Annotated in this window: 24 protein-coding genes; 15 read left to right on the top strand and 9 right to left on the bottom strand. The window is 71.9% G+C overall.

The window, feature by feature from the left end:
• Positions 1 to 4: 4 nt before the first annotated feature.
• The gene (locus tag VM306_RS18465) at positions 5 to 643 is read left to right on the top strand and encodes a VOC family protein (RefSeq protein ID WP_325516477.1); all 639 of its coding nucleotides are present in this window, start codon (positions 5 to 7) and stop codon (positions 641 to 643) included.
• A 133-nt stretch (positions 644 to 776) separates the two neighbouring features.
• On the opposite strand, the gene VM306_RS18460 is transcribed toward VM306_RS18465, so the two are convergent.
• Positions 777 to 1,241 (bottom strand): PPOX class F420-dependent oxidoreductase, encoded by a 465-nt coding sequence (locus tag VM306_RS18460; protein WP_325516633.1) that lies wholly within the window; start codon positions 1,239 to 1,241, stop codon positions 777 to 779.
• Positions 1,242 to 1,251: 10 nt separating this feature from the next.
• Between VM306_RS18460 and VM306_RS18455 the strand changes: the two genes are divergently transcribed.
• Positions 1,252 to 2,169 carry an alpha/beta hydrolase gene (locus tag VM306_RS18455; protein WP_325516475.1) on the top strand — a complete coding sequence of 306 codons (918 nt, stop codon included), beginning with the start codon at positions 1,252 to 1,254 and terminating at the stop codon, positions 2,167 to 2,169.
• On the opposite strand, the gene VM306_RS18450 is transcribed toward VM306_RS18455, so the two are convergent.
• The 4 genes from VM306_RS18450 to VM306_RS18435 form a co-directional block, all read right to left on the bottom strand.
• Positions 2,166 to 3,419, bottom strand: coding sequence for a GGDEF domain-containing protein (locus tag VM306_RS18450; RefSeq protein ID WP_325516474.1), 1,254 nt, complete (start codon positions 3,417 to 3,419; stop codon positions 2,166 to 2,168). The genes VM306_RS18455 and VM306_RS18450 overlap by 4 nt on opposite strands.
• A 166-nt stretch (positions 3,420 to 3,585) precedes the next feature.
• Complete coding sequence (locus VM306_RS18445; RefSeq protein WP_325516473.1) at positions 3,586 to 4,848, bottom strand: MFS transporter; 1,263 nt, start codon at positions 4,846 to 4,848, stop codon at positions 3,586 to 3,588.
• Positions 4,849 to 4,881: 33 nt separating this feature from the next.
• Positions 4,882 to 6,369 carry a carboxylesterase/lipase family protein gene (locus VM306_RS18440; RefSeq protein ID WP_325516472.1) on the bottom strand — a complete coding sequence of 496 codons (1,488 nt, stop codon included), beginning with the start codon at positions 6,367 to 6,369 and terminating at the stop codon, positions 4,882 to 4,884.
• Positions 6,366 to 7,865: a carboxylesterase/lipase family protein gene (locus VM306_RS18435; protein WP_325516470.1), complete on the bottom strand. Its 1,500-nt coding sequence runs from the start codon at positions 7,863 to 7,865 to the stop codon at positions 6,366 to 6,368. Before VM306_RS18435 ends, VM306_RS18440 begins: the two co-directional genes overlap by 4 nt.
• A gap of 130 nt (positions 7,866 to 7,995) precedes the next feature.
• On the opposite strand from VM306_RS18435, the gene VM306_RS18430 reads away from it, so the two are divergent.
• The 3 genes from VM306_RS18430 to VM306_RS18420 are packed head-to-tail and all read left to right on the top strand — an operon-like array spanning position 7,996 to position 10,924.
• Positions 7,996 to 8,652, top strand: coding sequence for an HAD family phosphatase (locus tag VM306_RS18430; protein WP_325516468.1), 657 nt, complete (start codon positions 7,996 to 7,998; stop codon positions 8,650 to 8,652).
• A 20-nt stretch (positions 8,653 to 8,672) separates the two neighbouring features.
• On the top strand, positions 8,673 to 9,695 hold the full coding sequence (locus VM306_RS18425; protein WP_325516466.1) for a phosphotransferase family protein: 1,023 nt from the start codon (positions 8,673 to 8,675) through the stop codon (positions 9,693 to 9,695).
• Between the two features lie 2 nt (positions 9,696 to 9,697).
• Complete coding sequence (locus VM306_RS18420; RefSeq protein ID WP_325516464.1) at positions 9,698 to 10,924, top strand: acyl-CoA dehydrogenase family protein; 1,227 nt, start codon at positions 9,698 to 9,700, stop codon at positions 10,922 to 10,924.
• 489 nt (positions 10,925 to 11,413) lie between these two features.
• On the opposite strand, the gene VM306_RS18415 is transcribed toward VM306_RS18420, so the two are convergent.
• A complete protein-coding gene (locus VM306_RS18415) occupies positions 11,414 to 12,127 on the bottom strand; it encodes a poly-gamma-glutamate hydrolase family protein (RefSeq protein WP_325516463.1) in 714 nt (237 codons plus the stop codon).
• A 54-nt stretch (positions 12,128 to 12,181) separates the two neighbouring features.
• Positions 12,182 to 12,613 carry an Hsp20/alpha crystallin family protein gene (locus VM306_RS18410; protein ID WP_325516461.1) on the bottom strand — a complete coding sequence of 144 codons (432 nt, stop codon included), beginning with the start codon at positions 12,611 to 12,613 and terminating at the stop codon, positions 12,182 to 12,184.
• Between the two features lie 104 nt (positions 12,614 to 12,717).
• Here VM306_RS18410 and VM306_RS18405 point away from each other — a divergent pair, with 104 nt between their 5' ends.
• Complete coding sequence (locus tag VM306_RS18405) at positions 12,718 to 13,263, top strand: HSP18 transcriptional regulator (RefSeq protein ID WP_325516459.1); 546 nt, start codon at positions 12,718 to 12,720, stop codon at positions 13,261 to 13,263.
• 329 nt (positions 13,264 to 13,592) lie between these two features.
• On the opposite strand, the gene VM306_RS18400 is transcribed toward VM306_RS18405, so the two are convergent.
• Both VM306_RS18400 and VM306_RS18395 read right to left on the bottom strand, forming a co-directional pair.
• A complete protein-coding gene (locus tag VM306_RS18400; protein ID WP_325516457.1) occupies positions 13,593 to 14,441 on the bottom strand; it encodes an LD-carboxypeptidase in 849 nt (282 codons plus the stop codon).
• A complete protein-coding gene (locus VM306_RS18395) occupies positions 14,438 to 16,324 on the bottom strand; it encodes a prolyl oligopeptidase family serine peptidase (protein WP_325516455.1) in 1,887 nt (628 codons plus the stop codon). The genes VM306_RS18400 and VM306_RS18395 overlap by 4 nt, the downstream gene beginning before the upstream one ends.
• Before the next feature lie 78 nt (positions 16,325 to 16,402).
• On the opposite strand from VM306_RS18395, the gene VM306_RS18390 reads away from it, so the two are divergent.
• The 9 genes from VM306_RS18390 (at position 16,403) to VM306_RS18350 (ending at position 23,634) form a co-directional block, all read left to right on the top strand.
• Positions 16,403 to 16,969 (top strand): DUF3090 domain-containing protein, encoded by a 567-nt coding sequence (locus VM306_RS18390; RefSeq protein WP_325516453.1) that lies wholly within the window; start codon positions 16,403 to 16,405, stop codon positions 16,967 to 16,969.
• A 1-nt stretch (position 16,970) separates the two neighbouring features.
• Positions 16,971 to 17,759, top strand: coding sequence for an SCO1664 family protein (locus VM306_RS18385; RefSeq protein WP_325516451.1), 789 nt, complete (start codon positions 16,971 to 16,973; stop codon positions 17,757 to 17,759).
• A 187-nt stretch (positions 17,760 to 17,946) separates the two neighbouring features.
• Positions 17,947 to 18,375, top strand: coding sequence for a hypothetical protein (locus VM306_RS18380; RefSeq protein ID WP_325516449.1), 429 nt, complete (start codon positions 17,947 to 17,949; stop codon positions 18,373 to 18,375).
• Positions 18,376 to 18,380: 5 nt separating this feature from the next.
• The gene (locus VM306_RS18375) at positions 18,381 to 19,085 is read left to right on the top strand and encodes an aminoglycoside phosphotransferase family protein (RefSeq protein WP_325516447.1); all 705 of its coding nucleotides are present in this window, start codon (positions 18,381 to 18,383) and stop codon (positions 19,083 to 19,085) included.
• Positions 19,086 to 19,094: 9 nt separating this feature from the next.
• Positions 19,095 to 19,901 (top strand): DUF3097 domain-containing protein, encoded by an 807-nt coding sequence (locus VM306_RS18370; protein WP_325516445.1) that lies wholly within the window; start codon positions 19,095 to 19,097, stop codon positions 19,899 to 19,901.
• A gap of 97 nt (positions 19,902 to 19,998) precedes the next feature.
• On the top strand, positions 19,999 to 20,424 hold the full coding sequence (locus VM306_RS18365; RefSeq protein WP_325516443.1) for an NfeD family protein: 426 nt from the start codon (positions 19,999 to 20,001) through the stop codon (positions 20,422 to 20,424).
• Between the two features lie 82 nt (positions 20,425 to 20,506).
• Positions 20,507 to 21,703 carry an SPFH domain-containing protein gene (locus VM306_RS18360; protein WP_325516629.1) on the top strand — a complete coding sequence of 399 codons (1,197 nt, stop codon included), beginning with the start codon at positions 20,507 to 20,509 and terminating at the stop codon, positions 21,701 to 21,703.
• Positions 21,704 to 21,880: 177 nt separating this feature from the next.
• Entirely contained in the window at positions 21,881 to 22,303 is a 423-nt protein-coding gene (locus tag VM306_RS18355) for a YciI family protein (protein WP_325516440.1), read from the top strand.
• A gap of 26 nt (positions 22,304 to 22,329) precedes the next feature.
• Positions 22,330 to 23,634 carry an RNA polymerase sigma factor gene (locus VM306_RS18350; RefSeq protein ID WP_325516438.1) on the top strand — a complete coding sequence of 435 codons (1,305 nt, stop codon included), beginning with the start codon at positions 22,330 to 22,332 and terminating at the stop codon, positions 23,632 to 23,634.
• The last annotated feature ends 10 nt before the right edge of the window (positions 23,635 to 23,644 follow it).

The following is a 23,644-nucleotide window of genomic DNA, read 5'->3' as shown; positions in this document are numbered from 1 at the left end:
GCCCGTGTCGTCTTGTGGTGTGCGTCGTCTTGAGTTGAGTGTTGCCGCGCCTGAGTTGTCGGTGGATTTTTTGGCCGGTGTGCTGGGGTGGACGGTGATCGCGGAGCCTGGTGGGTCGTTCTCGGGCTGGGTGGGTGATCGGCTCGCGGTTCAGGTCGTCGCGGGGAACGCGGGCTGGTGTGTGGTGTTCGGTGGCGATGCGCCTCGGGGCCTGGAGCTGAACTGCTCGGTGGATTCGGGGCGGGTGTTGCACGGTCCGTGGGCGCCGCCGCCGCGTCATGGTGAGCCGTGTTGGGTGGAGCTGGTGTCGTCGTCCGAGGTGGGGTACTGGGCGCGGGAGCTGGGCTGGGAAACGGCTCCGGGTGGTGTTTTCACGTCGTCTCGGCATGGTGAGCCGCGCCCGGTGGCGGGGAGCTCGCCGGACGGCGTGCCTGGGGGCTGGGGTGTGTTCTTCGCCGTTGACGACATCAAGGCGGCGTGCGCGCGTGTGTCCGAGTTGGACGGTGAGGTGATCTCGGGTCCGTCGTCGTCGCCGCTCGGTGTGGTGGCGTCGATCTCGGGTCCGAAGGGCGGGGTGTGCTCGGTGCTGGAGTGCCCTGCCGGGTGGGGCGGGCTTCAGGGCTCGTACGGGGTTCAGGGCTAGTACGGGGTTCAGGGCGCGTAGCGGGTGGCGGTCTCGGTGGCGCGCCGGTGCAGGGCGTCGGGCAGCCGCCGGGGTGTCCGCGCACCAGCGCGGTGACCCCGATGGGCGGTCGGCCGCCCATCGGGGTGTGGGGTCAGGCGTCCAGTTCGGGCGGGAAGCCGCCGGTGGCGATGGGGCCCCAGCTGTCGATGGTGACGCGGATGAGGGACTTGCCCTGGCGGAGCATGGCGGCGCGGTACTCGTCCCAGTCGGGGTGTTCGCCGGCGATGCTGCGGTAGTACTCGACGAAGTCGTCCAGTGCCTCTGGCAGGTCGAGGACTTCGGCGGTGCCGTCGATCTGGACGTAGGCGTCGTTCCAGTCGTTGGAGAGCACGCACATCGTGACCGAGGGGTTGCGGCGGGCGTTGCGGACCTTGGCGCGCTGCGGGTAGGTGGCCACGACGATGCGGCCCTGCGTGTCGAGGCCGCAGGAGACGGGGGAGACCTGCACGCCGTCGGTGGTGCTGCGGCGGGTGATCAGGACGCCGTGGTGGCGCGGTCGGAGGAACTCGAGCAGCTGCGGCCGGTCGACGAGGTCGGCCGTGGCGATCTTCGGCATGATGTGCAGCATGGCACGGTTCACCTCGTTCGACGGTACGGAGCTCGCTTTCCGGGAGGCCGGTGACGGCGTCCCGCTGGTGGTGCTGGCGGGTGGTCCAGGCAGGGCGTCGTCCTACCTGGAGACGTTGGGCGGGCTGGACGCGTCGCGGCGGCTGGTGGTGCTGGACAACCGGGGCACGGGCGAGTCGGGCGAGCCCGCGGACCCGTTCACCTACCGGCGCGACATGCTCGTGCGTGACGTGGAGATGCTGCGCCGCCACCTGGGTCTGGAGCGGGTGGACGTGCTGGGGCACTCGGCGGGCGCCGGGATCGCCATGGGGTACGCGGCGGATTTCCCGGATCGGGTCGGGCGGCTGGTGCTGCTGACGCCGGCGTTGCGCAGTGTCGGGTTGTCGCCGGAGCAGAGCGACTGGGACACCTTCCTCGCCGCCCGCGCCGGCGAGCCGTGGTTCGCCGGCGCGGTGGCCGCGCTGGAGCGCAACGCCGCGGGGGACGACTCGGTGGAGAACCGGGTGGCCGCCTCCCCGCTGCTCTACGCCCGCTGGGACGACCGGGCCCAGGCGCACGCGCGGGCCGAGCTGGGGCAGTGGAAGTACGAGGTGGCGCTGGGCTATAACGCCGAGGGCGCGTTCGTGCCGGGGGTGTTGCGGCGCGCGCTGGCCGACTTCGACCACCCGGTGCTGGTGTACGCGTGCACCGAGGACCCGATCTCCCCGGTGCGCCGGTGCGCGGAGCTGGCGGAGCTGTTCCCGCACGCGACCCTGCACGTGCACGAGGGTGTCGGGCACTACCCGTGGGTGGAGGAACCGGACAGGGTCGCGAAGCAGATCGCGACGTTCCTGGACTCCCGGAAACCGGACTCCCCGAACCTGGGCGCCCCGAACCTGGGCGCCCCGAACCTGGGCGCCCCGAACCTGGGCCCCTAGAACACCGTGGCGGTGGCGACGCGGTCGCGGCCGTTGTTCTTGGCCTGGTAGAGGGCCTCGTCGGCGGCCAGCAGCAGCGGGCTGAGCTCGGTCGCGGTGTCGGGGAACACCGCCGCGCCCACCGACGCCGTCAGCCCGGAGATGACCCGGTCCTCGCCGAGGCGGTCGACGACGGCGATGTGCAGGCTCGCGATCTCGAACCGGATGCGTTCGGCGGCGGCGCGGACCTCGTCGGTGCTCACGCCGGGCAGCAGCACCGCGAACTCCTCACCGCCGAAGCGGCCCACGAGGTCGTAGGAGCGCACGGAGTGTTTGAGCGCGTCGGCGACGGCGCGCAGCACCCGGTCGCCGGCGAGGTGGCCGTAGTTGTCGTTGATCAGCTTGAAGTGGTCGAGGTCGAGCAGCAGCACGCCGACGGTGGAGACCAGGCGGCGGGCGCGGGCCAGTTCGCGTTCGGCCACGTCGTGCCAGAACGTCGCGTCGACCAGGCCGGTCTTGGAGTCGGTGCGCGCCGCGACCCGGAACTGCGGCAGCAGCAGCCCCATGTGCAGGGCGAGGACGGTGAGCAGCAGCATCGGCGTGAGCCACGGCCGTGCCAGCATGATGATCGCCACTCCGGAGCCCAGGCCGACCGAGGCGAGCACGATGAGCACGTCGGAGGCGTTGCCCAGTGCCGTGCGGACGGGGTTCTGGCGGTTCGTCACGAAGATCGCCGTCACGACCAGCGCGTAGTTGATGAACCAGTACAGGAAGCCGGCCGTAACCAGCACCAGCAGGCCGAGCGGGCCGTCGACGTCCACCGCCCTGCCGGGGAAGAGACCGAGCACGAGCTGCGCGGCAGCGCTGCCGAGGACCACGGAGGCCGCCGAGAACACCTTGCGGAACAGCACCGCCCGCCGTTTGTAGACCCGGAACCACGAGTGCGTGTAGCTGACGACGATCAGTGCCACGAGCAGGGGCATCGGCAGCACGAGCACGCCGGCGAAGAGCCACACGGACTGCATGTGGGCGTGCGGCGACCCTTCGGCGCCGATCTCGCGGATCCGTTCGATGCCCCGGGCCGCTTCCAGGTGCAGCACGGCACCGCCGGCCAGCAGCAGGAAGAAGGGCCAGTTCAAGGCCTCGGCAGGGGTACGTCGTGCGGTGGCGAGCGTGACGAGGGTCGCTGCGGCAACCACCGTCACGACATAGGCCAGCACCACAGGGGGAAGCGACCATAACTTCCACCGGCGCGGGTCGAGCCAAGGCACGCTGCCACCCCCACACCACCGTCCAGGAACCAACCACTGTAGCTACCGGGTAACTCAAAGTCGTGGCTCCATGTGGGGGACCTCACTGTGAGTAGTCCTCACTGAATGCGGCCCCGGTCCATCACCGCAGTTCACACGCAACGAACACCCATAGGAGCAGTCATGATCAACCGTACCTCCGCTGCCGGCCGTCCCGTCCGTCCGACCGACTGGCTGCGCCCCACCGACTGGAACCGCCCGACCGACTGGGCCCGGCGCTGAGCCACCACACCACGGCCGCCCCGCTCGCCGCGAGCACGCCCAGTGCTCCGGCGGCGGCGACGACCTGGTGCACCGCGAGGGTGTCCGCGGCCAGCCCGGCCAGGGCGATCCCCACGCCCTGCGAGACCCGCAGCGCGGTGACCGCCAGCCCGAACGCCTGCCCGCGCGAGGAGTCCGGCACCGCCCGCACGAACCGCGTGTTCGCGACCAGGTGGTAGGAACTGGCCGCGCCGGACAGTGCGAACAGCCCGAGACTGACCACCAGGCCCGGCCGCACCGCGGCCGGGACGAGAACCGCGCACGCCGCGATCGCCAGCCACGGCATCAGCCGCAGCTGCAGCCGCTCACCCAGCCGCGCCACCACCAGCATGCCCGCGGCCGCGCCGGCCGCGTAGGCGCCGAAGATCATCCCCACCCCGGCCGGTCCCGCCCCGAGGCCCGCCGCGTAGGGGGCCGCGAGCGCCTCGCCGACGATGTAGAAGCCGGACACGCAGGCGAGCGCGAGCAGTGCCCGCAGCTGCCGGTCCTCCCACACCAGTCTCGCCCCGCCGACCAGGTCGGCGGGCCACGCCCGCACGTGCGGGCTGGACGGGGCGGGCCGCGGCAGCAGGAACACCCCCACCAGCAGCGCCGACACCGCGAACGTGACCGCGTCCGCCAGCAGCACCAGACCCGGCCCGAACCACGCCACCAGCGCGCCGCCGGTGAGGAACCCGGCGACCTGCGCGGCCTGCGTCACCGTGCTCAGCACCGCCTGGCCCAGCGGGTAGCGTTCGTCGGGCAGGATCTGCGGCAGCAACGCCGCCCGCGCCGCCCCGTGCGGCGCCCCCGCGAACTGCACCTGCACCAGCAGCGCCGCGAGCACCCACAGCGGCAGCCCCGGCACCGCCATCACCACCAGCAGCGCCACCCGGACCAGGTCGGCGGCGACCATCACCTCCCTGCGCGCGAACCGGTCGGCGAGCCCGGAGAGCACGGGCCCGCCGATGAGGTCCGGCAGGAACGTCAACGCATACGTCAGCGCGGTCAGGCCCGCGCTCGCCGTGCGGTCGTAGACGTGCACGGTGAGCGCGACCCGCGCGAACTGGTCCCCGGCCACCGACACCCCGTGCGCCACGAACAGGGCGCGGAACTCGCGGTCACGGGCGAGCTCGCGGTAGCCGGGCATGCGTCCCAGAATGGACGACTACCCGATCGGCGACTACCCGGTGGACGACCAGAACGCGCACCGGTGATCCCGTGCGAAGTCCGTGCCCCCGATCGCACCGGGCGCGAACGACTGCACCCGCGCGCGCCAGCCCGGGGCGCCGGTGCGGGCGAACCGCCCCCACGCCGCGACCATGCGATCGGACACCTCGCGCTGCTCAGGTGTGAGCTGCTGGCCCAGGTCGAACAGCATCAGCAGCTCGGAGGCGTGGTAGGCCTTGTAGTCCGGGAACGGCGGCAGCGGGAAGATCAGCGGTACGTCCGGGTCTGCGAACTCGTAGCCCGCCACCCGCGCGAACCGGCCGAGTTCGCGGCGCGCGACCTGTGAGGTGCACGACCACGACTTGTCGGTCAGCAGTCGCGCGATCTCGTCGCGTGCGTCGTCGTTGCCGTTCACCGGGTACAGCGCCGCGATGGCGTCCACGTGCCGTGGATCGAACAATCCGCCCAGCAGCTCCTTGTACGCGGACTCGGGGATGGGTTGTGGCCAGATCAACGGCGCGAACAACGTCATCTCGTCGTGCGTCGTCCCCACCATCGTCGGCACCCGGTGCATCCGCCCGGTCCGCTGCGCCACCACCGGGTCGACCGGCAGCACCGCCGTGCCGAAGGCGGGGTTGCCGAACTGCTCGTGCACGGTCAGCACCGCCGACGCCGGCTGCGCCCGCAGACACGCGAGATCCGCGCAGCCCAACGCGCCCACGCCCCGTTGCTCGACCTCGGCGCGTGAGCGCCACACCGTCGAGAACTCCCGCGGACCCGGCCCCGGCGAGGTCAGCCCGCACGGGCCGGACTGGATGATCGCCTTGGCGAACAACCCCGCCGCCCGCGGCGACGCCAGCTGCGCGCACACGCTCAACCCACCCGCCGACTCCCCGAACACCGTCACGTTGCGGGCGTCACCGCCGAACGCGCGGGCGTTGCGCTGCACCCACCGCAACGCCGCCTGCTGGTCGGCCAGCCCGAACGCCCCCGAACCGGGCAGCCCGGGATAGCCGAAGAACCCGAACGCCCCCAGCCGGTAGTTCACCGTCACCACGATGACGTCGTTGCGGGTCACCAGCCACCGGGCGTCGTAGTCCGACGCGCCACCCGCGGTGAACCCGCCACCGTGGATCCACACCATCACCGGCCGGGGCTTGTGCGCCTTGCTCGCCGGGGTGGTGACGTTGAGGTAGAGACAGTCCTCGTTCTCCGCCCCCGGCTGCCCGAGCTGCGAGGTCTGCGCGCACTTCGGCGCCGGTGCCGTCGCGTCCCGCACACCCGGCCACGCCGTGACCGGTCGTGGGTCGCGCCACCGGTTGTCCCCGACCGGGGGAGCGGCGAACGGGATGCTCCCGAACGTGCGGACCTGGCCGGTCACCGTTCCCCGCACCACGCCCTTGTCGGTGCGCACCACCGCGCCGCTGTCCGCGGCCGCCGGGCTCACCAGCACCGCACCGGTCACCACAGCGGTGACCACCACCGTCAGCAGCCTGTTCACAGCGACCCCCAGAAACCGCACTGGTGATCCTTCGCGAAGTCAGCCGGCTTCACCGCGCCCACCGACAACGACTGGACGTCCGCGCGCCAGCCCGGGTCACCGGTGCGGGCGAACCGCCCCCACGCCGCGACCATGTAGTCCGACAGCTCCCGCTGCCCCGGCGTGAGCGGCACCCCGAGGTCGAACAGCAACGGCAGCTCCGAGCCGTGGAACGCCTTGTAGCCGCCGGGGAAGGCGGGCAGGCCCGGGAAGAACATCGGCACGTCGCGGTCGGCGAACTCGTAGCCCGACACCCGCGTCGTGCGGCCCAGCAGACGGCGTGTGTCGTGTGTCGGGCACGCCCACGAGTGGTCGGTCAGCACGGTCGCGAACTCGTCGCGGGCGTCACCGTTGCCGTTGACCGGGTAGCGCGCCACGATCGCGTCCGCGTCGCTCTCCCCGAACACCGTGCCGACCAGCCCGCGATAGCCCTCCTCGGGCACCGGGACCGGCACGAACAACGCGGCGAACAGTGTCGCCTCGTCGTGCGTCGACCCGACCAGCGTCGGCACCCTGTGCATCCGGCCGGTCCGCTGCGCCTCCGCCGGGTCGGCCGGCAGCAGGCGCGTGCCGAACGCCGGGAACGCGAACGCGTTGTGCACCGGCAGCAGCGCCGCGACCGGCAACGCCCGCAGACAGGTCAGGTCCTCACACCCCAGCGGCTGTGCCGCGCCCATCCGCTCGACCTCGGCGCGCGGCTTCCACAGCGTGGTGAACACGCCGGGTCGTTGCGTGTCCGGCGTCGTGATCGCGCACGCGCCGGACTGGATGATCGCCTTGTGGAACAGGCCCGCCGCGGCCGGTGACGCCAGCTGCGCGCAGACACTCAGGCCGCCCGCGGACTCGCCGAAGACGGTGACGTTGCGGGTGTCGCCGCCGAACGCGCGGGCGTTGCGCCGCACCCACTTCAGCGCGGCCTGCTGGTCGGCGAGGCCGAACGTGCCCGAGCCGGGCAGGCCGGGGTAGCCGAAGAACCCGAACACGCCCAGCCGGTAGTTGATCGTGACGACGACGGCGTCACCGGCGGCCGCGAGGTGTTGCGCGTCGTAGAGGCGTGCGGCGCCGCTGGTGAACCCGCCGCCGTGGATCCACACCATCACCGGCCGGGGTTGGTGCGCCTTGCCGGCCGGGGTGGTGACGTTGAGGTAGAGGCAGTCCTCGTTCTCGGAGGACGGCTGGCCCAGCTGCGGTGTCTGCGCGCAGTCCGGGCCCGGTGCGGTCGCGTCCCTCACGCCCTGCCACGGCGTCACCGGCCGCGGGTCGCGCCACCGGTTCTCACCCACCGGCGGGGCGGCGAACGGAATGCCCGCGAACACGCGGCCGGTGCCGGTCACGGTGCCCCGCACCGCACCCGCGTCGGTCTGGACGATCCCGCCGCTCTCCGCCTGAGCCGCCGGGACTGGGATGAACGCGAGCGCCATCACGGCAGCCGTGGCCGCCGTCAGAATTCTCGACATCAGTGTCGACCCCCTTCGGGCTCGAAAGTAGCGAGCCCGGCCCGGACCGGGAACCGCTGAAAGAGAACACCGGCCCCGCCGGACGTCGTCACCTGTTGCCCACATACCGACCGGTCGGTACCCTCGTGTCGTGGGTGACACGACACTTCCCGAACAGCCCCTCGTCGACGCGCTGGTGTTCGACTGGGGCGGGGTCATGACAGTCTCCGTGCCCGAGTTCGTCGGCGCGTGGCTGCACTCCGAGGCCGTGGACCGCGAGGTCTACGGCCGGATCATGCGCGAGTGGCTGGGCCGCGAGGCCCTGCCCGGCAACCCCGTGCACCGCCTCGAGACCGGTGAGCTGACGGTGGCCGAGTTCGAACGGCTGCTCGCCGCCGAGCTCATCACCACCACCGGGGCCCGCGTCGGCGAGAAGGGGCTGCTGCAGCGCATGTTCGGTGGCGCCACCCCGGACCCGGCGATGGTGGAGCTCGTGCGCAAGGCCCGCGCCGCCGGTCTGCACACCGCGCTGCTGTCCAACAGCTGGGGCGAGGGCTACCCGAAGGACCTGCTGGTCGAGCTGTTCGACACGGTCGTGATCAGCGGCCGCGTCGGCCTGCGCAAACCCGACGAGCGCATCTACCACCACACCCTCGACAAGATCGGTGTCCCCGCCGCCCGCGCGGTGTTCTTCGACGACGCGCCGATCAACGTCGACGCCGCCCGGGCCGTCGGCATGCACGCCTTCCGGCACACCGGCGCCGACAGCACCCGCACGAACCTCGCCACCCTCGGAGTGAACCTGTGACCGACCTGCCCGGACCTGACTTGCCCGGACCTGACCTGCCCGGCCTCGACCTGGACGCACTGGCCGCACACCTGGGCACGGGCCCGCTGACCGGCGAGCTGTTCCGCGGGGGCCGCTCCAACCTCACCTACAGCGTCACCGACGGCACCCGGCGGTGGGTGCTGCGCCGCCCGCCGCTGGGCCACGTCCTCGCGACCGCGCACGACATGGCGCGGGAGTTCCGCGTCATCTCCGCGCTCGCCGGCACCGCCGTCCCCGTGCCGCGCGCCTACCAGCTCGTCGAGGACACCGCCGTCATCGGCGCGCCGTTCTACCTCATGGAGCAGATGCCCGGCGCCGCGCTGCGCGAACGGTCCCAGTGCCCGTGGCTCACCCCGGACATGGCGCGCACCCTGTCGCAGCGGCTGGTCGACGTGCTCGCCGACCTGCACTCCGTCGACCCCGCCACCGTCGGCCTGGAGGACTTCGGCCGGCCGGAGGGGTTCCTCGCCCGCCAGGTCAAGCGGTGGGGCAAGCAGCTCGACGCCTCCCGCAGCCGCGACCTGCCCGGCATCGACGAGCTGCGCGACAAGCTCGCCGCCACCGTCCCCGACTCGCCGCGGGCCACGATCATCCACGGCGACTACCGCCTCGACAACGCCCTGGTCACCCAGGACCCGCTCGACATCAGCGCCGTCCTGGACTGGGAGATGGCCACCCTCGGCGACCCGCTCGCCGACCTCGGCCTGCTCTACGTCTACTGGGCCGGCCTGGGCACCGACCCGCAGGCCGGCAGCGACCCCATCACCGGCGGCGTCACCTCACTGCCCGGCTTCCCCACCGCCGACGAGCTCGTCGCCCGCTACACCGCCCGCACCGGCACCGACACCTCCGGCCTCGGCTGGTACATCGCGTTCGGCTACTTCAAGCTCGCCGTCATCGTCGAAGGCATCCACTTCCGCTTCGCCAGCGGCAAGACCGTCGGCGCCGGCTTCGAGAAGCTCGGCGCGTTCACCGTTCCCCTCGCCCGGCAGGGACTCGCCGCCGCACACAAGGAGCTCTGACCATGGACTTCGCCTACGACGCCAAGACCGAGGAACTGCGCACCACGCTGCTCGCGTTCATGGACGAGCACGTGTATCCGGCCGAGGCGGTGCTGGAGCAGCAGCTGCACGACGCCGCCGACCCGTGGGAACGCCAGCCGATCCTCGCCGAGCTCAAGGCCGAGGCCCGCCGCCAGGGCCTGTGGAACCTGTTCCTGCCACCGACGAATGATTCTGGGCACGAGCACGGCGGCGGCCTGACCAACCTGCAGTACGCGCCGCTCGCCGAGATCACCGGCCGCAGCCCTCACCTCGCCCCCGAAGCCCTCAACTGCGCCGCGCCGGACACCGGCAACATGGAAGTGCTCGCCATGTTCGGCACCGACGAGCAGAAGAAGCAGTGGCTGCAGCCGCTGCTCGACGGCGAGATCCGCTCCGCGTTCTGCATGACCGAACCCGACGTCGCCTCCTCCGACGCCACCAACATCGCCACCCGCATCGAACGCGACGGCGACGACTACGTCATCAACGGCCGCAAGTGGTGGTCGTCCGGCGCGATGAACCCCAACTGCGCCATCTTCATCGTCATGGGCAAGACCGACCCCGGCGCCGACCGCCACCGCCAGCAGTCGCAGATCCTCGTCCCGCGCGACACCCCCGGCGTCACCGTCGAACGCGAGATGCGCGTCTTCGGCTACGGCGACCACGCCCACGGCGGCCACGCCGAGATCGTCTTCGACAACGTCCGCGTCCCCGCCTCGAACCTCATCGCCGGCGAGGGCGAGGGCTTCGCGATCGCCCAGGCCCGCCTCGGCCCCGGCCGCATCCACCACTGCATGCGCCTGATCGGCATGGCCGAACGCGCCCTCGAGCTGATGTGCCGCCGCGCCGTCTCCCGCGTCGCCTTCGGCAAGCCCATCGCCACCCAGGGCGTCGTGCAGGAATGGATCGCCGAGGCCCGCGTCCGCATCGAACAGGCCCGCCTGCTCGTGCTCAAGACCGCGTGGCTCATGGACACCGTCGGCAACAAGGGCGCCCACACCGAGATCCAGGCCATCAAGATCGGCACCCCGCTGATGACCGAATGGGTCCTCGACAAGGCCATCCAGGCCCACGGCGCGGGCGGCGTCAGCCAGGACACCCCGCTCGCCGAGTTGTGGGCCGCCGCCCGCATCCTGCGCCTCGCCGACGGACCCGACGAGGTGCACCGCATGTCGCTGGCCAAGCGCGAACTCAAGAAGTACCTGTAACCAGTCCCCAGGTGGTGTGCGCTCATCGGGGCGCGCACCACCCCGCATGGATGCCCGTCCGGGTCGAGCAGGACCTTTCGGTGGCCGCCCCGGCGCGAGCGCCGACCCGCACGCAACGGCGTGACCGGCTACGCCGCCGGGCGGCAGCAGAACCACCGCGGAGCCCACCGGACCACCCTCCCCGGTGACCCGCAGCACCACGCTCAGGCTCGAACCACACCGCGCACGAGTTCGGAAACGCGCTGCTCACAAGCTCGAAAACGCGCCGCGCGCAAGCCCCACCCACCCCGGGGGCCGACCGGCCAGCACCTACGACACTATCGACGAAACCGGCATGTCAACCCACCACTCGGCGATCTGTGGACAACCACAGCGCCCGATGCGGGTGCGGTCAGCCCGGCGTTCTGCGGGCAACTATGGCGCCCGAGGCGGGTGCGGCCAGCCCGCGACCTGCGGACGACCGGGGCGCCTGAACCGTGTGCGGCCGGCTCAGTCGCCGAGCGCCTCGCGTGCCGCCAGAGCCGCCCGGCACGCGTGCACGAAGCCCCAGAACACCTCGGTCGTCGTGTGCCGCCGGCCGGGCCGCGAGTTCTCCGCGAACATCGCCGTGCGCAGGGGAGTGGTCAGCTCCAGCTGACCGCCCTGCCGCGAACGCGTGCGGTTCGCGATGTTCGCCCGGTCGTAGCCGCCCAGCATCGGGTGGTCCACCGCGTCGATCGTGTGGAACCCCGCACGGCGCAGGCACGCCAGCAGCTCCACGCGCAGCAGCGCGTCACGGCCACCGACGAGCACCGCACGGTCGTGGTCCTCCAGGCCCGCCGCCGCGGCAGTGCACCCGTGCAGGCCCAACGCGTGCGAGGCGCCCGACACGAGCGTGCGGGCCACACGGTCGTCGCAATGCGAGGACGTCACGTGCAACTCGTCGTTCGCGGCCGTGCGCAGGCCCTCGAACATCCAGTAGTCGTGCGTCTGGCCGATCGGCACCCGCGTGGAGGGGTGGTAGCCCGCGATCGCGAGGCACAGCTCCGACGTGCCGACCTCGATACCGCCGCCGTGCGGGGCGAGGACGACGGACGGGGTGCGGGGACGGTGCCGCCGGAAGCGGCGCCGGTAGTCCACCCGTTCCACCAGTCGGGGATCGGCGTAGAGGTCGGAGTTGGACGCGTAGACGTCCAGCTCCGACCACTGAGGCTGGGGTCTCATGGCGGGCGGAAGCCTACCCGGCACCACCCGGTCGGCCGCCGCCCGCCGGGGTGATCAGGCGTCGATCTGCCTGGGCGTCTCGTCGGCCGAGGTGATCGCGATCTTGCGGGGCTTCGCGCGTTCCGCGATCGGGATCCGCAGCGTCAGCACACCCGCGTCGTACTTCGCGTCGATGTGGTCGGTGTCGAGCGTGTCCCCGAGGAACAGCTGCCGCGAGAACACACCCAGCGGCCGCTCCGACACCTGCATCTCCACGTCCGCGCCCACCGGCCGGCGCTCCGCCTTGACCGTCAGCACGTTGCGCTCGACACCGAGCTCGATCGCCTCCGGGGACACACCCGGCAGGTCGAAGCACACGACGAACTGGTCCCCGTCGCGGTAGGCGTCCATCGGCATCGCCGTGGGCCGCGACCAGGTGCCCGAACCGCCGAACACCTGCTGCGTCAGCCGGTCCAGCTCGCGGAACGGGTCAGTGCGCATCAACATCTGACACCTCCTGTTTGTCTCTCGCGGACTGTCAATGCGCTGCACCACTGTTGTAGCATGTCGTCGAAACGATGACAAGCCTCCGATGTCATCGGGAGGGCGACATGACGAACGACTACGACTCCGTCCGCGCCGCGGCGGCCGAACCAGGCGACGCCACCGAGGTCCTGGCGGCGTTGATGCTGCTCAGACAGCTGCGCGACGAACTGTCCGGCTGGGAGCCCCAGCTCATCGAAGCCGCACGCGCCCTCGGCACCAGCTGGGCCGACCTCGCCCCGGCCCTCGGCGTCGCCAGCCGGCAGGCGGCGGAGAAGCGGTATCTGCGCGTGCGCCGCACCGGCGAACCCGGCACCGGCGACGAACGCGTCCAAGCCGAACGCGACCGCCGCGCCGGCGACCGAGCCGTCGCCGTCTGGGCCCGCAAGAACGCGAGCGTGCTGCGAGGACTGGCCGCCCAGGTCGGCCCGCACGACCCCGCGGTGCAGGAAGCGCTCGGCGGCGAGGACGCGGCGAGGCTGCTCGCACCCCTGGCCGACGCGGGACCGGCCCTGCGCACCGGACAACCCGGGCTCGCCGACCAGATCGCCCGCCTCGGCGAACAGACCGACCAGATCCGCCTCGGCGCGCAAACCCGCAGGTCCGGCGCCTGAACAGAAGTGTCGGTGGTGCTGAGTACGGTGAAACGCAGGGGTTCCCAGCTCGGGGGTACCCCTGCGTCAGCGCGCCCGGACCCCGGTGGCAACGCACCCGCACCCGAGCGGCAACGCGCCCATACCCAGGTGACAACGCCTCGGCACCCGGCGTCGGCCTGCCCACACCCAGCAGCGTGCCTGCATCCAGACACTGCGTCAGCGTCGACAAGCCCGCCCTCGGTGACAACGCACTCAGCGGCAGCGTGCCCACACCTGGCAGCACACCTGCCCCAGCGACGAAGGCGTCCGCATACCCGGCACCGCGTCCTCACCCGGCGGCAGCGTGCTCACACGAGCGTCAACGTCGCGGCCGAGGCGTCCAGCTCCGCCTCCACCCCCAGCGGCAGCGACCACGACCCGGCGCAGTGCCCGAACCCGAACTCGCCCAGGATCGGCACCCCCAGCCCCGACAGCCGGTCCCACAACACCGACGCCACGTCACCGCAGCCCGTCCACGACCCCAGCACGATCCCGGACACCGGCTCGAACCACCCCGCCCGCAGCAGCTGCGTCAGCAGCCGGTCCAGCCGGTACGGCTCCTCACCGACGTCCTCCAGCAGCACCACCGAGCCCTCGACGGGCCGGGCCCACCGCGGCCCGCCCACCGACGCCGCCAGCAACGCGCAGTTGCCGCCCGTCAGCACCCCGCGCGCGACACCGGGCACCACGGTCACACCGGACGTCCACGACCGCACGCCCTCGAACAGCACCGACCGCAGCCGTGACTGGGCCAGCGGGTCGTCCACGAAGTCCGAGGTCCCCGGCATCGGCCCGAACACCGTCGGCAGGCCCACCAGGTTCAGCTCGGCGTGCAGCACCGTCACGTCCGACGAGCCCACGAACACCCGCGGCGGCAGGTCCTTCCACGGCACCAGGTCCGTCATCCGCAGACACCCGTAGCCGCCGCGCACGCAGAACACCGCCGACACGTCCGAGCGCCACGCCGACACGAACTCCGCGGCCCGCGCCTCGTCGGAGCCGGCGAGGTAGGGCAACGACCACGGCTGCACCACCGGCACCACCACCGACAGGCCCCACGACCGCAGCACCTGTGCCCCCGCGAGCAGCCGCGCGGGCAGCGCCGGGCCGGCCGGTGACACCAGCGCGACCCGGTCCCCGGGCGACAGCAAGCTCACTCGGACAGGTCCAGCACCGGCACGCCCGCGGGCACGAACCCGAACACCTGGCCGTAGAACGACAGCTCCGCCTCCAGCGCCGCCTTGATGTTCTCGGCCTTGCGGAACCCGTGCTGCTCGCCCTCGAACGTGATGTAGGCGTGCGGGACGCCCGACCCGGCGAGGTCCGCGGCGAAGCGGTCCGCCTGCTCCGGCGGGCAGATCTCGTCCTCCAGGCCCTGCAGCAGCAGCACCGGGCCCGACACCGACCGCGCCTTCGTCGACGGCGACCGGTCGCGGTAGCGGTCCGCGGCCTCCGGGAGCGTGCCGACCAGGCCCTCGACGTAGCGGGACTCGAAGTCGTGCGTCTCGCCGCCCTGCGAGGTCCAGCCCGCCAGGTCCAGGATCGGGAACGCCACCATCCCGCACCGGTACACATCCGTGGAGGTCAGCGACGCCGCCGACGTGTAGCCGCCCGCCGAGCCGCCCCGGATGCCCAGCCGCGCCGGGTCCGCGGTGCCCTCCTTCGCGAGCTGCTGGGCCACGAACGCGCAGTCCTCCACGTCCACGACACCCCACTGCTCCCGCAGCCGCTCCCGGAACGCCCGCCCGTAGCCGGTCGACCCGCCGTAGTTCACCGCCACCACACCGATGCCGCGGCTGGGGAGATAGGCGATGTCGCTGTCGAGCTTCGGCAACGCACGGCCCGTGGGGCCGCCGTGCACGTGCACCACGTACGGCGGCAGCTCACCCTCGGGCGCGGCGAAGTCCGGGTTGGACGGCGGGTACACGTACGCCGGGATCTCCCCGAACACCCGCTCCACCGGCACCGGCACGTAGGCGTCCTCGGGTGAGGTCTCGCCGCCGGTGAGGTAGGTCAGCTCCCCGTTGGACAGGTCCAGCCGCACCACCGAGAACTCCGACGTCGGGCCGGCCGCGCCGCACACGACCACGCCGTCGCGCACCGCCAGCTCCGGCGCCCACGTCGGCAGGTCGGTCTGCACGTCGGTGACCGTGGCGCTGCGCTCGTCGAGCACCGCCAGGTGCCCTGAGCGCACGACCAGGTAGCGGCCCGGCGACAGCGTCGCGAACCAGCGGTTGCCCAGCCGCCACATCGGCCCGCCCAGCTCCTCCGCGCACGGCGCGAGGTTGCGGCGCGTGCCGTCGGGGGAGACGCGGAACAGGTTCCACCAGCCGTCCGGGTCGGTCAGCGCCAGCAGCTCCTCGCCCTCCCACTCGAACTGGCACACCGCCTCGGTCTGCGACCCCGACACCACGCGGTGCTCCGGCGAGCCGACGTCGGCGACGCACAGCTCGGAGCCGTCCCACGGCATCTGCGGGTGGTTCCAGCCGATCCACGCGAACCGCGTGCCGTCCGGGCTGATCTTCGGGCCCGTCATGAAGTGGTGCGAGGCGCCCAGCACCCGGATCTCACCCGAAGCGGTGATCGCCACCAGGTCGCGGCGCACGTCCGTGCGCGCGTCACCGGTGATCGTCTCCCGCACGCACCACACCTCGCCGTCCGGGCCCGCGGACAGGTCGGCGAAACGCACACCGTGGTGGCGCTGAGGTTCCGGTGTCAGCGCCACCGGCCGCGGGTCGTCCGGGTTGAACACGTACACGCGCTGGTCGGCCCAGTTCGTGAACGCCACCCTGTCGGAGGCCAGCACCACGAACGGCCTGCCGCCGTACTCGTGCACCCGGTTGCGGGCGTTCCACGGCGCGGGCAGCACGTCCACCCCGTCGCGCACCAGCGCCACCCGGCCGCCCTCGGCCGGACGGCTCTCCGCCCACCACACCCGATCACCGGCGAGGTCGGCCCACTGGAAGCCACCACCCGGCTTCGAGGTGTCGCCGGCGCTGATCGGCGAGGTCCACGTCCCGTACGAAGCGATCTTCACCACAACCCGACCCTATACGCGGAGTGTTTGGTGGGGGAGGACCTGCCGACGATCTCCGCGTGGCCTAGGGTCGTAGGTGCCATGGCTCGCGTCATTCACGTATTCCGCGCACCCGACCGGTTCATCGCAGGAACCGTCGGGCAGCCCGGCGACCGCACCTTCTACCTGCAGGCCTCCGAGCAGAGCAGGTTGATCAGCGTCGCCCTGGAAAAGCAACAGGTGCAGGTCCTCGCCGAACGCATCGGCTCGCTGCTCGAGGAGGTGCACCGCCGCTTCGGCACCGACGTGCCCGACGACGCACCCCCCGACGACCTCGACACCCAGCCCCTCGACGTGCCCGTCGAGGAGGAGTTCCGCGTCGGCACGATGGGCCTGGGCTGGGACGCCGAGTCCAAGGCCGTCGTGATCGAGCTCCTCGCGATCTCCGAGGAGGAAATCGACGAGGCCGTCGTGCTCGACGACACCGAGGAAGGCCCCGACGCCGTGCGGGTGTTCCTGTCCCCGTCGGCGGCCCGCGCCTTCGCCGAACGCGCCGACCGCGTCGTCAACGCCGGCCGCAAACCCTGCCCGCTGTGCGCCGAACCGCTCGACCCGGACGGCCACATCTGCCCGCGGCAGAACGGCTACCGCCGCACAGAAGAAGACTGACGTGGACACCGACGCGGCCCTGGAGTTGCTGACTCACGGCCGCATCGAGGTCGAGGGCCGCCTCGTCGACGCCTCCAACGCGACGCTGTTCTGCAAGATCTCCCTGGACGGCGCCGACGCCCAGTGCGTCTACAAACCCGTGCGCGGCGAACGCCCGCTGTGGGACTTCCCCGACGGCACCCTCGCGGGCCGCGAGGTGGCCACCTACCTCATCTCCGCCGCCGCCGGCCTCGGCGTCGTGCCGCCCACGGTGCTGCGCCCCGGCCCGTTTGGCAGCGGCATGGTGCAGCTGTGGGTCGACACCCGCGAAGAGGACGAGCTGGTCGACATCGTCGGCGTCGACGACGTCAAACCCGGCTGGATCCCCGTCTTCCACGCCCACGACCGCTTCGGCGACCCCGCCGTGCTCGTGCACGCCGACCACCCCCGCATGGCCCTGATGGCCGCCTTCGACGTCGTCGTCAACAACGCCGACCGCAAAGGCGGCCACGTCCTGCACGCCCTCGACGGCTCCGTCTACGGCGTCGACCACGGCATCTGCCTGCACGTCGAACCCAAGCTCCGCACCGTGCTGTGGGGCTGGGCCCGCGACCCGCTCGGACCCGAGGTCCTCGACGCGCTGCGCCGGCTGCGCTCCGAGCTGGACGGGACGCTGGGGGAGACGCTGCACGAACACCTGACCCGCGCCGAGGTCCGCGCCGTGGCCGAACGCACCGGCAAGCTCCTCGCCGCCGGCGTCTACCCCGAACCGTCCGGCGACTGGCCCGCCGTCCCGTGGCCCGCGTTCTGAACGACCGCCCTCTCCGGCGCCAATTGAGACGCGACGAAATCCCCAGAAAGCCATCAAGCTCGAACATCCCTATTTCTGATTCGCTGTTCAGAATTCGGACATTGACGCGCAGATCATCGTTCCCCTATCTTTTGATGGGCATCTGACCTGCGCAAACATTTGAATTGCGAATTCGGGCACGGGGGACATGACTTATCTGGAACGCATCGTCGTCGTCGGGACCGCCGAACTCGGCGCCCAGGCGGCCACGCGTCTCGCGCGAAGATTCGGGCCGGTTCACCTGATCGGACCTGCCACCGGCGCGCTCACCGGCATCGGGGTGCGGTGCTACCCGCTCGCCACCGTCCGCGACCTCGACGTCGACACACCCGCGGTGATCGTCGACAACGACGGTGGCCGCCTGCAGCGGCTGGTCTGCGACCGGCTCGTCGTGGTCGGGTGGCCCGTGCCGCTGCTGCCGCGCAACCGGTGGGTCGTCGACGGCAGGGTCGCCATCGCCGGCGACGGCGCGGCCCTGGAGCTGCTCACGTCGTGCCTCGACGCGAACGGCCTGTGGCGCCCGGCGCTCGCGGAGTACCAGTTCCGCCGCCAGGCGGGAGCCGACTCGCTAGCCTGAGCCGGGTGATCGACGAGGACGCCGGATCCCGGCTCATCCGACGCTTCGGCAGCGACGTCACCGGCTGGATCGACGCACTGCCCGGCCTGGTCGCCGCCCTGAGCGCCCGCTGGGGCCTCACCGTCACCGCCTCCGTGCCCGGCGGCACCAGCGCGGTGTTCCTGTGCACCACCGCGGTCCTCAAGCTCACCCCGGACCACGCCATCGCCGCCCTCGAGGCCCGCGCCCTCACCGCCTGGTCCGGCACCCCCGCCGTGGTCGACCTGCTCGACACCGACCTGTCGTGCGGTGCCCTGCTGCTCGAACGCGTCACCCCCGGCACCCCCGCCCCCGACGACGCCGCCAAGGTCCTCCCGCTGCTGCACCGGGCACCACCGGCGGGGTTCCCGCCGCTCAAGGCCCGCGTCGACTTCCTGTTCGAAACCCTGCTCACCCGCCGCACCGGCACCTACTACGCCACCGAGCACCACCGCGCCCGCACACTCGCCGACGACGACATCGCGCCCGTGCTGCTGCACGGCGACATGCACCCCGGCAACGTCCTGCGCGGCGCCACCGGCCCCAGGGCGATCGACCCGCGCGCCTGCGTCGGCGACCCGGCGTTCGACTGGATGGACTTCGTGCACGACCACCACGACCTGCACGGCGCCGACGTCGACCTCGGCCGCGTCCACGAGTGGCTCACCGCCTTCGAACCGTTCTACGGCTAGCGTGTGCGCGTGCGTTCCCACGACTACGGCCGCGACGTCCTGTCGACCCCGAAGCGCAAGAAGGTGCCTGAGATCCCGGCCGAACCCGGCCTGGTCGTCGAGGACCCCGCCAGCGGATTCTGCGGCGCCGTCGTGAAGTTCGAGTACGGCCAGGTCGTCCTGGAGGACCGCCACGGCCGCCACCGCCTGTTCCCGCTGGCCCCCGCCGGGTTCCTCGTCGACGGCAAGCCCGTCACCCTCGTCAGACCCGCACCCCGGCCGGCGGGACCGCGCATCACCGCGTCCGGCTCGGTCCGCGTCGAAGGCCTGCGCGCCCAGACCGCCAAGGCCAGCCGCATCTGGGTCGAGGGCAAGCACGACGCCGAGCTCGTCGAACGCGTCTGGGGTCACGACCTGCGCGTCGAGGGCATCGTCGTCGAACCCCTGCACGGCGTCGACGAGCTCCCGCAGCGCATCGCCGAGTTCGGCACCGCCCCCCACCGGCGCCTCGGTGTGCTGGTCGACCACCTCGTCACCGGCTCCAAGGAACAGCGCGTCGTCGACCAGATCCGCGACGACAACGTCCTGGTCACCGGCCACCCCTACGTCGACATCTGGCAGGCCGTGAAACCGCGGGCCGTGAAGATCGAGGCCTGGCCGGTGGTGCCCCGCGGCGCCGACTGGAAGACCGGTGTCTGCGCGCGGCTGGGCTGGGGTGAGACCTGGGAGGGCTGGCAGCGCGTGCTCGGCGCCGTGAGCAGCTACCGCGACATCGAACCCGACCTGCTGGGCGCCGTGGAACGGCTGATCGACTTCGTCACCGTCCCGCGGGACTGACCAGACCCTCCGCCGGGTGATCGATTTCGCAACGGTCCGGGGTGCGGCACGGCCAATCCCGGACCCCCGCACTCCACGGTGGTGTATGTATGGGCTCATGGCCGCGCTGATCTGGCTGATCGTCGGGATACTGCTCGTCGTCGCCGAGGTTCTCTCCGGTGACTTCGTGCTGGTCATGCTCGGCGCCGCCGCGCTGGCCGCCGCGGGCGTGTCCGCGCTGGGCGCCGCCGACCTGGTCAGCGTCCTGGTGTTCGCGGCCTCGTCGCTGGGCCTGATCGTCACGGCCCGGCCGCTGCTCAAGAAGCGGCTGCAGCTCGGGTCCGACGTCCGGATGCACCACGACGCGCTGCTGGGCGGCAGGGCCGTCGCGGTGACGCGGGTGGACGAGCACGGCGGGCAGGTCAAGATCGGCGGCGACACCTGGAGCGCCCGCACCCTCGACGGGTCCGTGGTCGAGCAGGGTGAAGCCGTCACCGTTGTCGAGATCTCGGGCGCGACCGCCGTGGTCATCGCGGCCGTGTGACCCGGACAAGCGTGTGACCCGGACAAGCGTGTGACCCCGACAAGCGTGTGACCCGGATAAGGATGTGAACGAGTTGGACCCGATCACCCTCGTGGTCGTGGCCGTCATCGCGCTCTTCGTGCTGACCCTCGCCGTCAAGTCGGTGCTGGTCATCCCGCAGGCGCAGGCCGCGGTCATCGAACGCCTCGGCCGTTACCGCACCACCGCGGCGCCCGGCCTCAACATCATGGTGCCGTTCATCGACAAGGTGCGTGCCCGCATCGACCTGCGCGAGCAGGTCGTGTCGTTCCCGCCGCAGCCGGTGATCACCCAGGACAACCTCACCGTCTCGATCGACACGGTCGTGTACTTCCAGGTCACCGAACCGCGCTCGGCGGTGTACGAGATCTCCAACTACATCGTCGGCGTCGAGCAGCTCACCATCACGACGCTGCGCAACCTCGTCGGCGGCATGAGCCTGGAGGAGACGCTCACCTCCCGCGACCACATCAACGGCCAGCTGCGCGGCGTCCTGGACGAGGCCACCGGCCGGTGGGGCCTGCGCGTGGCGCGCGTGGAGCTCAAGTCGATCGACCCGCCGCCCTCCATCCAGGACTCGATGGAGAAGCAGATGCGCGCCGACCGCGAGAAGCGCGCCATGATCCTCACCGCCGAGGGCCAGCGGGAGTCGTCGATCAAGACCGCCGAGGGCCAGAAGCAGTCGCAGATCCTCGCCGCCGAGGGCGGCAAGCAGGCCGCGATCCTGTCCGCCGAGGGTGAGCGGCAGTCGCAGATCCTGCGCGCCCAGGGTGAACGCGCCGCCCGCTACCTGCAGGCGCAGGGCCAGGCCAAGGCCATCGAGAAGATCTTCGCCGCGATCAAGGCGGGCAAGCCCACCCCGGAGGTGCTGGCCTACCAGTACCTGCAGACCCTGCCGCAGATGGCACAGGGCGACGCGAACAAGGTGTGGATGATCCCGTCCGACTACGGCAAGGCCCTCGAGGGCTTCGCCCGCATGCTCGGCGCCCCCGGTGACGACGGCGTGTTCCGCTACGAGCCCCCGGCCGCCGACGAGGGCCAGGCGCCGCGCCCGGAGGACGAGGACGAGTCGGTCGCCGCCTGGTTCGACCTCAAGTCCGACCCGAAGGTCGCCGAAGCGGTCGCCGCCGCCGAGGCCGTGGCACGCCAGGAGGTGCCCAGCCCGCTGAGCACGCCCCGGCCGGTCACCGCCGCCCCGCCGGTGCCGGAGCTCGAAGCCGACCAGCCGCGCGCACCGCACCAGCTCGGCGACCAGGCCTGACACACCCCTCTGAGCGGTCTGCCCCGAATGCCCGGGACAGACCGCTCAGTCATGTGACCTGCGGAAAAAGAAAACTCAGGAAAATCCGGGCCCGGTGTCGATTGAAGGCACCTCCCGTTCGACCTCGGCGTGACAGGGTCCGCAAGGGACCCGTCCGCACCACTGGGAGAGACCGACATGAAGTTCATGCTGATCTGGCGCGTGACCTCCGACGAGGCCTGGGGCAACCTCGGTGAGATCGACTTCGACCAGATGCTCGAGACCGTCGGCCGGTTCAACGAGGAGCTCATCGAGGCCGGTGTGCTGATCGCCGCCGAGGGTCTCGCTCCCGCCGAGGAAGGCGTGGTCGTCGACTTCTCCTGCGAGCCGCCCGTGGTCACCGACGGCCCGTACGGGGAGACCAAGGAGCTGTTCAACGGCTTCTACCTGATCAACGTCCCCACCATCGGGGACGCGGTCGAGTGGGCCAAGCGCACCCCGATGACCGCCGCCGGGTTCAAGACCGAGATCCGCCGCGTCCCCTCGATCGACGAGTTCCCGCAGGACAACGAGTGGATCAAGAAGGAACGGGCCTGGCGGGAGTCCACCGGCCAGCTCTGACCGGCGCGTCGGGTGGGATCTGACCCATGAGCAGCAGCGACCCCACGGGACGCAAGGCCGTCGCGGCGGTGTGGCGCATCGACTCCGCGAGGATCATCGGTGCGCTCACCCGCTACACCGGCGACTTCGCCCTGGCCGAGGACCTCGCCCAGGAAGCACTCGCCGAGGCGCTGGTGACCTGGCCGCGCGAGGGCGTGCCGGCCAACCCGGCGGGGTGGCTGCTCACCGTGGGCCGGCGCCGCGCGATCGACGCGTTCCGCCGCCGCAGCACCCGTGACGAGAAGTACGCCGCCCTGGCGCACCACCTGCCCGAGGGCGGCGCTCTCACCGGCGCCACCGACCCCGGCGCCGCGCCCGGCGACGTGCTGTGGGACCCCGACCAGATCGACGACGACACCCTCGCGCTGATGTTCACCTCGTGCCACCCCGTGCTCTCGCGCGAAGCGGGCGTGGCGCTGACGCTGCGCGTGATCGGCGGCCTGACCAGCGACGAGATCGCCCGCGCGTTCCTCGTGCCCACCGCGACCGTGCAGGCCCGCATCACCAGGGCCAAGAAGACCCTCGGCGCGGCGGGCGTGCCGTTCGAGGTACCGCCCGCCGCCGAACGCCCCGCGCGCCTGGCCCAGGTCCTGAGCGTGATCTACCTGATCTTCACCGAGGGCTCGTCGGCGACCTCCGGCGGCGAGGTCCTGCGCCTGGACCTCGCCGGCGAGGCGCAGCGCCTGGCCCGCATCCTCTCCCGGCTCATGCCGTCCGAGCCCGAGGTCCACAGCCTGCTGGCCCTGCTGGAGCTCACCGCCGCCCGTTTCCCCGCCCGGCGGGGCCCCGACGGCGAGACGGTCCTGCTCGAAGACCAGGACCGGCGCCGCTGGGACCGCTCCGCCATCGCCCGCGGCCGCGCCGCCCTGGCCAAGGCCGCCGACGCGGGCCGCGGCTACGGCTACTACGGGCTGCAGGCCGCGATCGCCGAGTGCCACGCGCTGGCGGCCTCGGTCGAGGAGACCCACTGGCAGCGCATCGTCGCCCTCTACGACGGGCTCGGGCGCCTCGCCCCGTCCCCGGTCGTCGACCTCAACCGCGCGGTCGCCGTCTCCATGGCCCAGGGCCCGGCCGCGGCGCTGCCGATCGTCGACGCGCTGGCGGGCACCGACGCGTTCACAGGCTCCCACCAGCTGCCGGGCGTGCGCGGGGAGCTGCTGCGGCGGCTGGGCCGGGTCGAGGAGGCCCGTGCCGAGCTGGACCAGGCCATCCGCCTGTGCGGCAACGACCGCGAACGCGCCGTGCTCACCCGCAAGCTCGCGGACCTGGAGGCACCCGACCACGAATGGTGAACCTCAAAGC

The organism is Lentzea sp. (assembly GCF_035525475.1).
In the GTDB taxonomy this organism is placed as follows: domain Bacteria; phylum Actinomycetota; class Actinomycetes; order Mycobacteriales; family Pseudonocardiaceae; genus Lentzea.
The sequence above is the reverse complement of the archived record's forward strand: the minus strand, read 5'-3'. Positions and strand labels throughout refer to the sequence as shown.

Bases quoted from the DNA above. Each gene is read 5' to 3' on its own strand.
- VM306_RS18460 (WP_325516633.1), bottom strand. From the start codon at position 1,241: ATGCCGAAGATCGCCACGGCCGACCTCGTCGACCGGCCGCAGCTGCTC.
- VM306_RS18455 (WP_325516475.1), top strand. From the start codon at position 1,252: ATGGCACGGTTCACCTCGTTCGACGGTACGGAGCTCGCTTTCCGGGAG.
- VM306_RS18445 (WP_325516473.1), bottom strand. From the start codon at position 4,848: ATGCCCGGCTACCGCGAGCTCGCCCGTGACCGCGAGTTCCGCGCCCTG.
- VM306_RS18435 (WP_325516470.1), bottom strand. From the start codon at position 7,865: ATGTCGAGAATTCTGACGGCGGCCACGGCTGCCGTGATGGCGCTCGCG.
- VM306_RS18420 (WP_325516464.1), top strand. From the start codon at position 9,698: ATGGACTTCGCCTACGACGCCAAGACCGAGGAACTGCGCACCACGCTG.
- VM306_RS18415 (WP_325516463.1), bottom strand. From the start codon at position 12,127: ATGAGACCCCAGCCTCAGTGGTCGGAGCTGGACGTCTACGCGTCCAAC.
- VM306_RS18410 (WP_325516461.1), bottom strand. From the start codon at position 12,613: ATGTTGATGCGCACTGACCCGTTCCGCGAGCTGGACCGGCTGACGCAG.
- VM306_RS18405 (WP_325516459.1), top strand. From the start codon at position 12,718: ATGACGAACGACTACGACTCCGTCCGCGCCGCGGCGGCCGAACCAGGC.
- VM306_RS18390 (WP_325516453.1), top strand. From the start codon at position 16,403: ATGGCTCGCGTCATTCACGTATTCCGCGCACCCGACCGGTTCATCGCA.
- VM306_RS18380 (WP_325516449.1), top strand. From the start codon at position 17,947: ATGACTTATCTGGAACGCATCGTCGTCGTCGGGACCGCCGAACTCGGC.
- VM306_RS18365 (WP_325516443.1), top strand. From the start codon at position 19,999: ATGGCCGCGCTGATCTGGCTGATCGTCGGGATACTGCTCGTCGTCGCC.
- VM306_RS18355 (WP_325516440.1), top strand. From the start codon at position 21,881: ATGAAGTTCATGCTGATCTGGCGCGTGACCTCCGACGAGGCCTGGGGC.
- VM306_RS18350 (WP_325516438.1), top strand. From the start codon at position 22,330: ATGAGCAGCAGCGACCCCACGGGACGCAAGGCCGTCGCGGCGGTGTGG.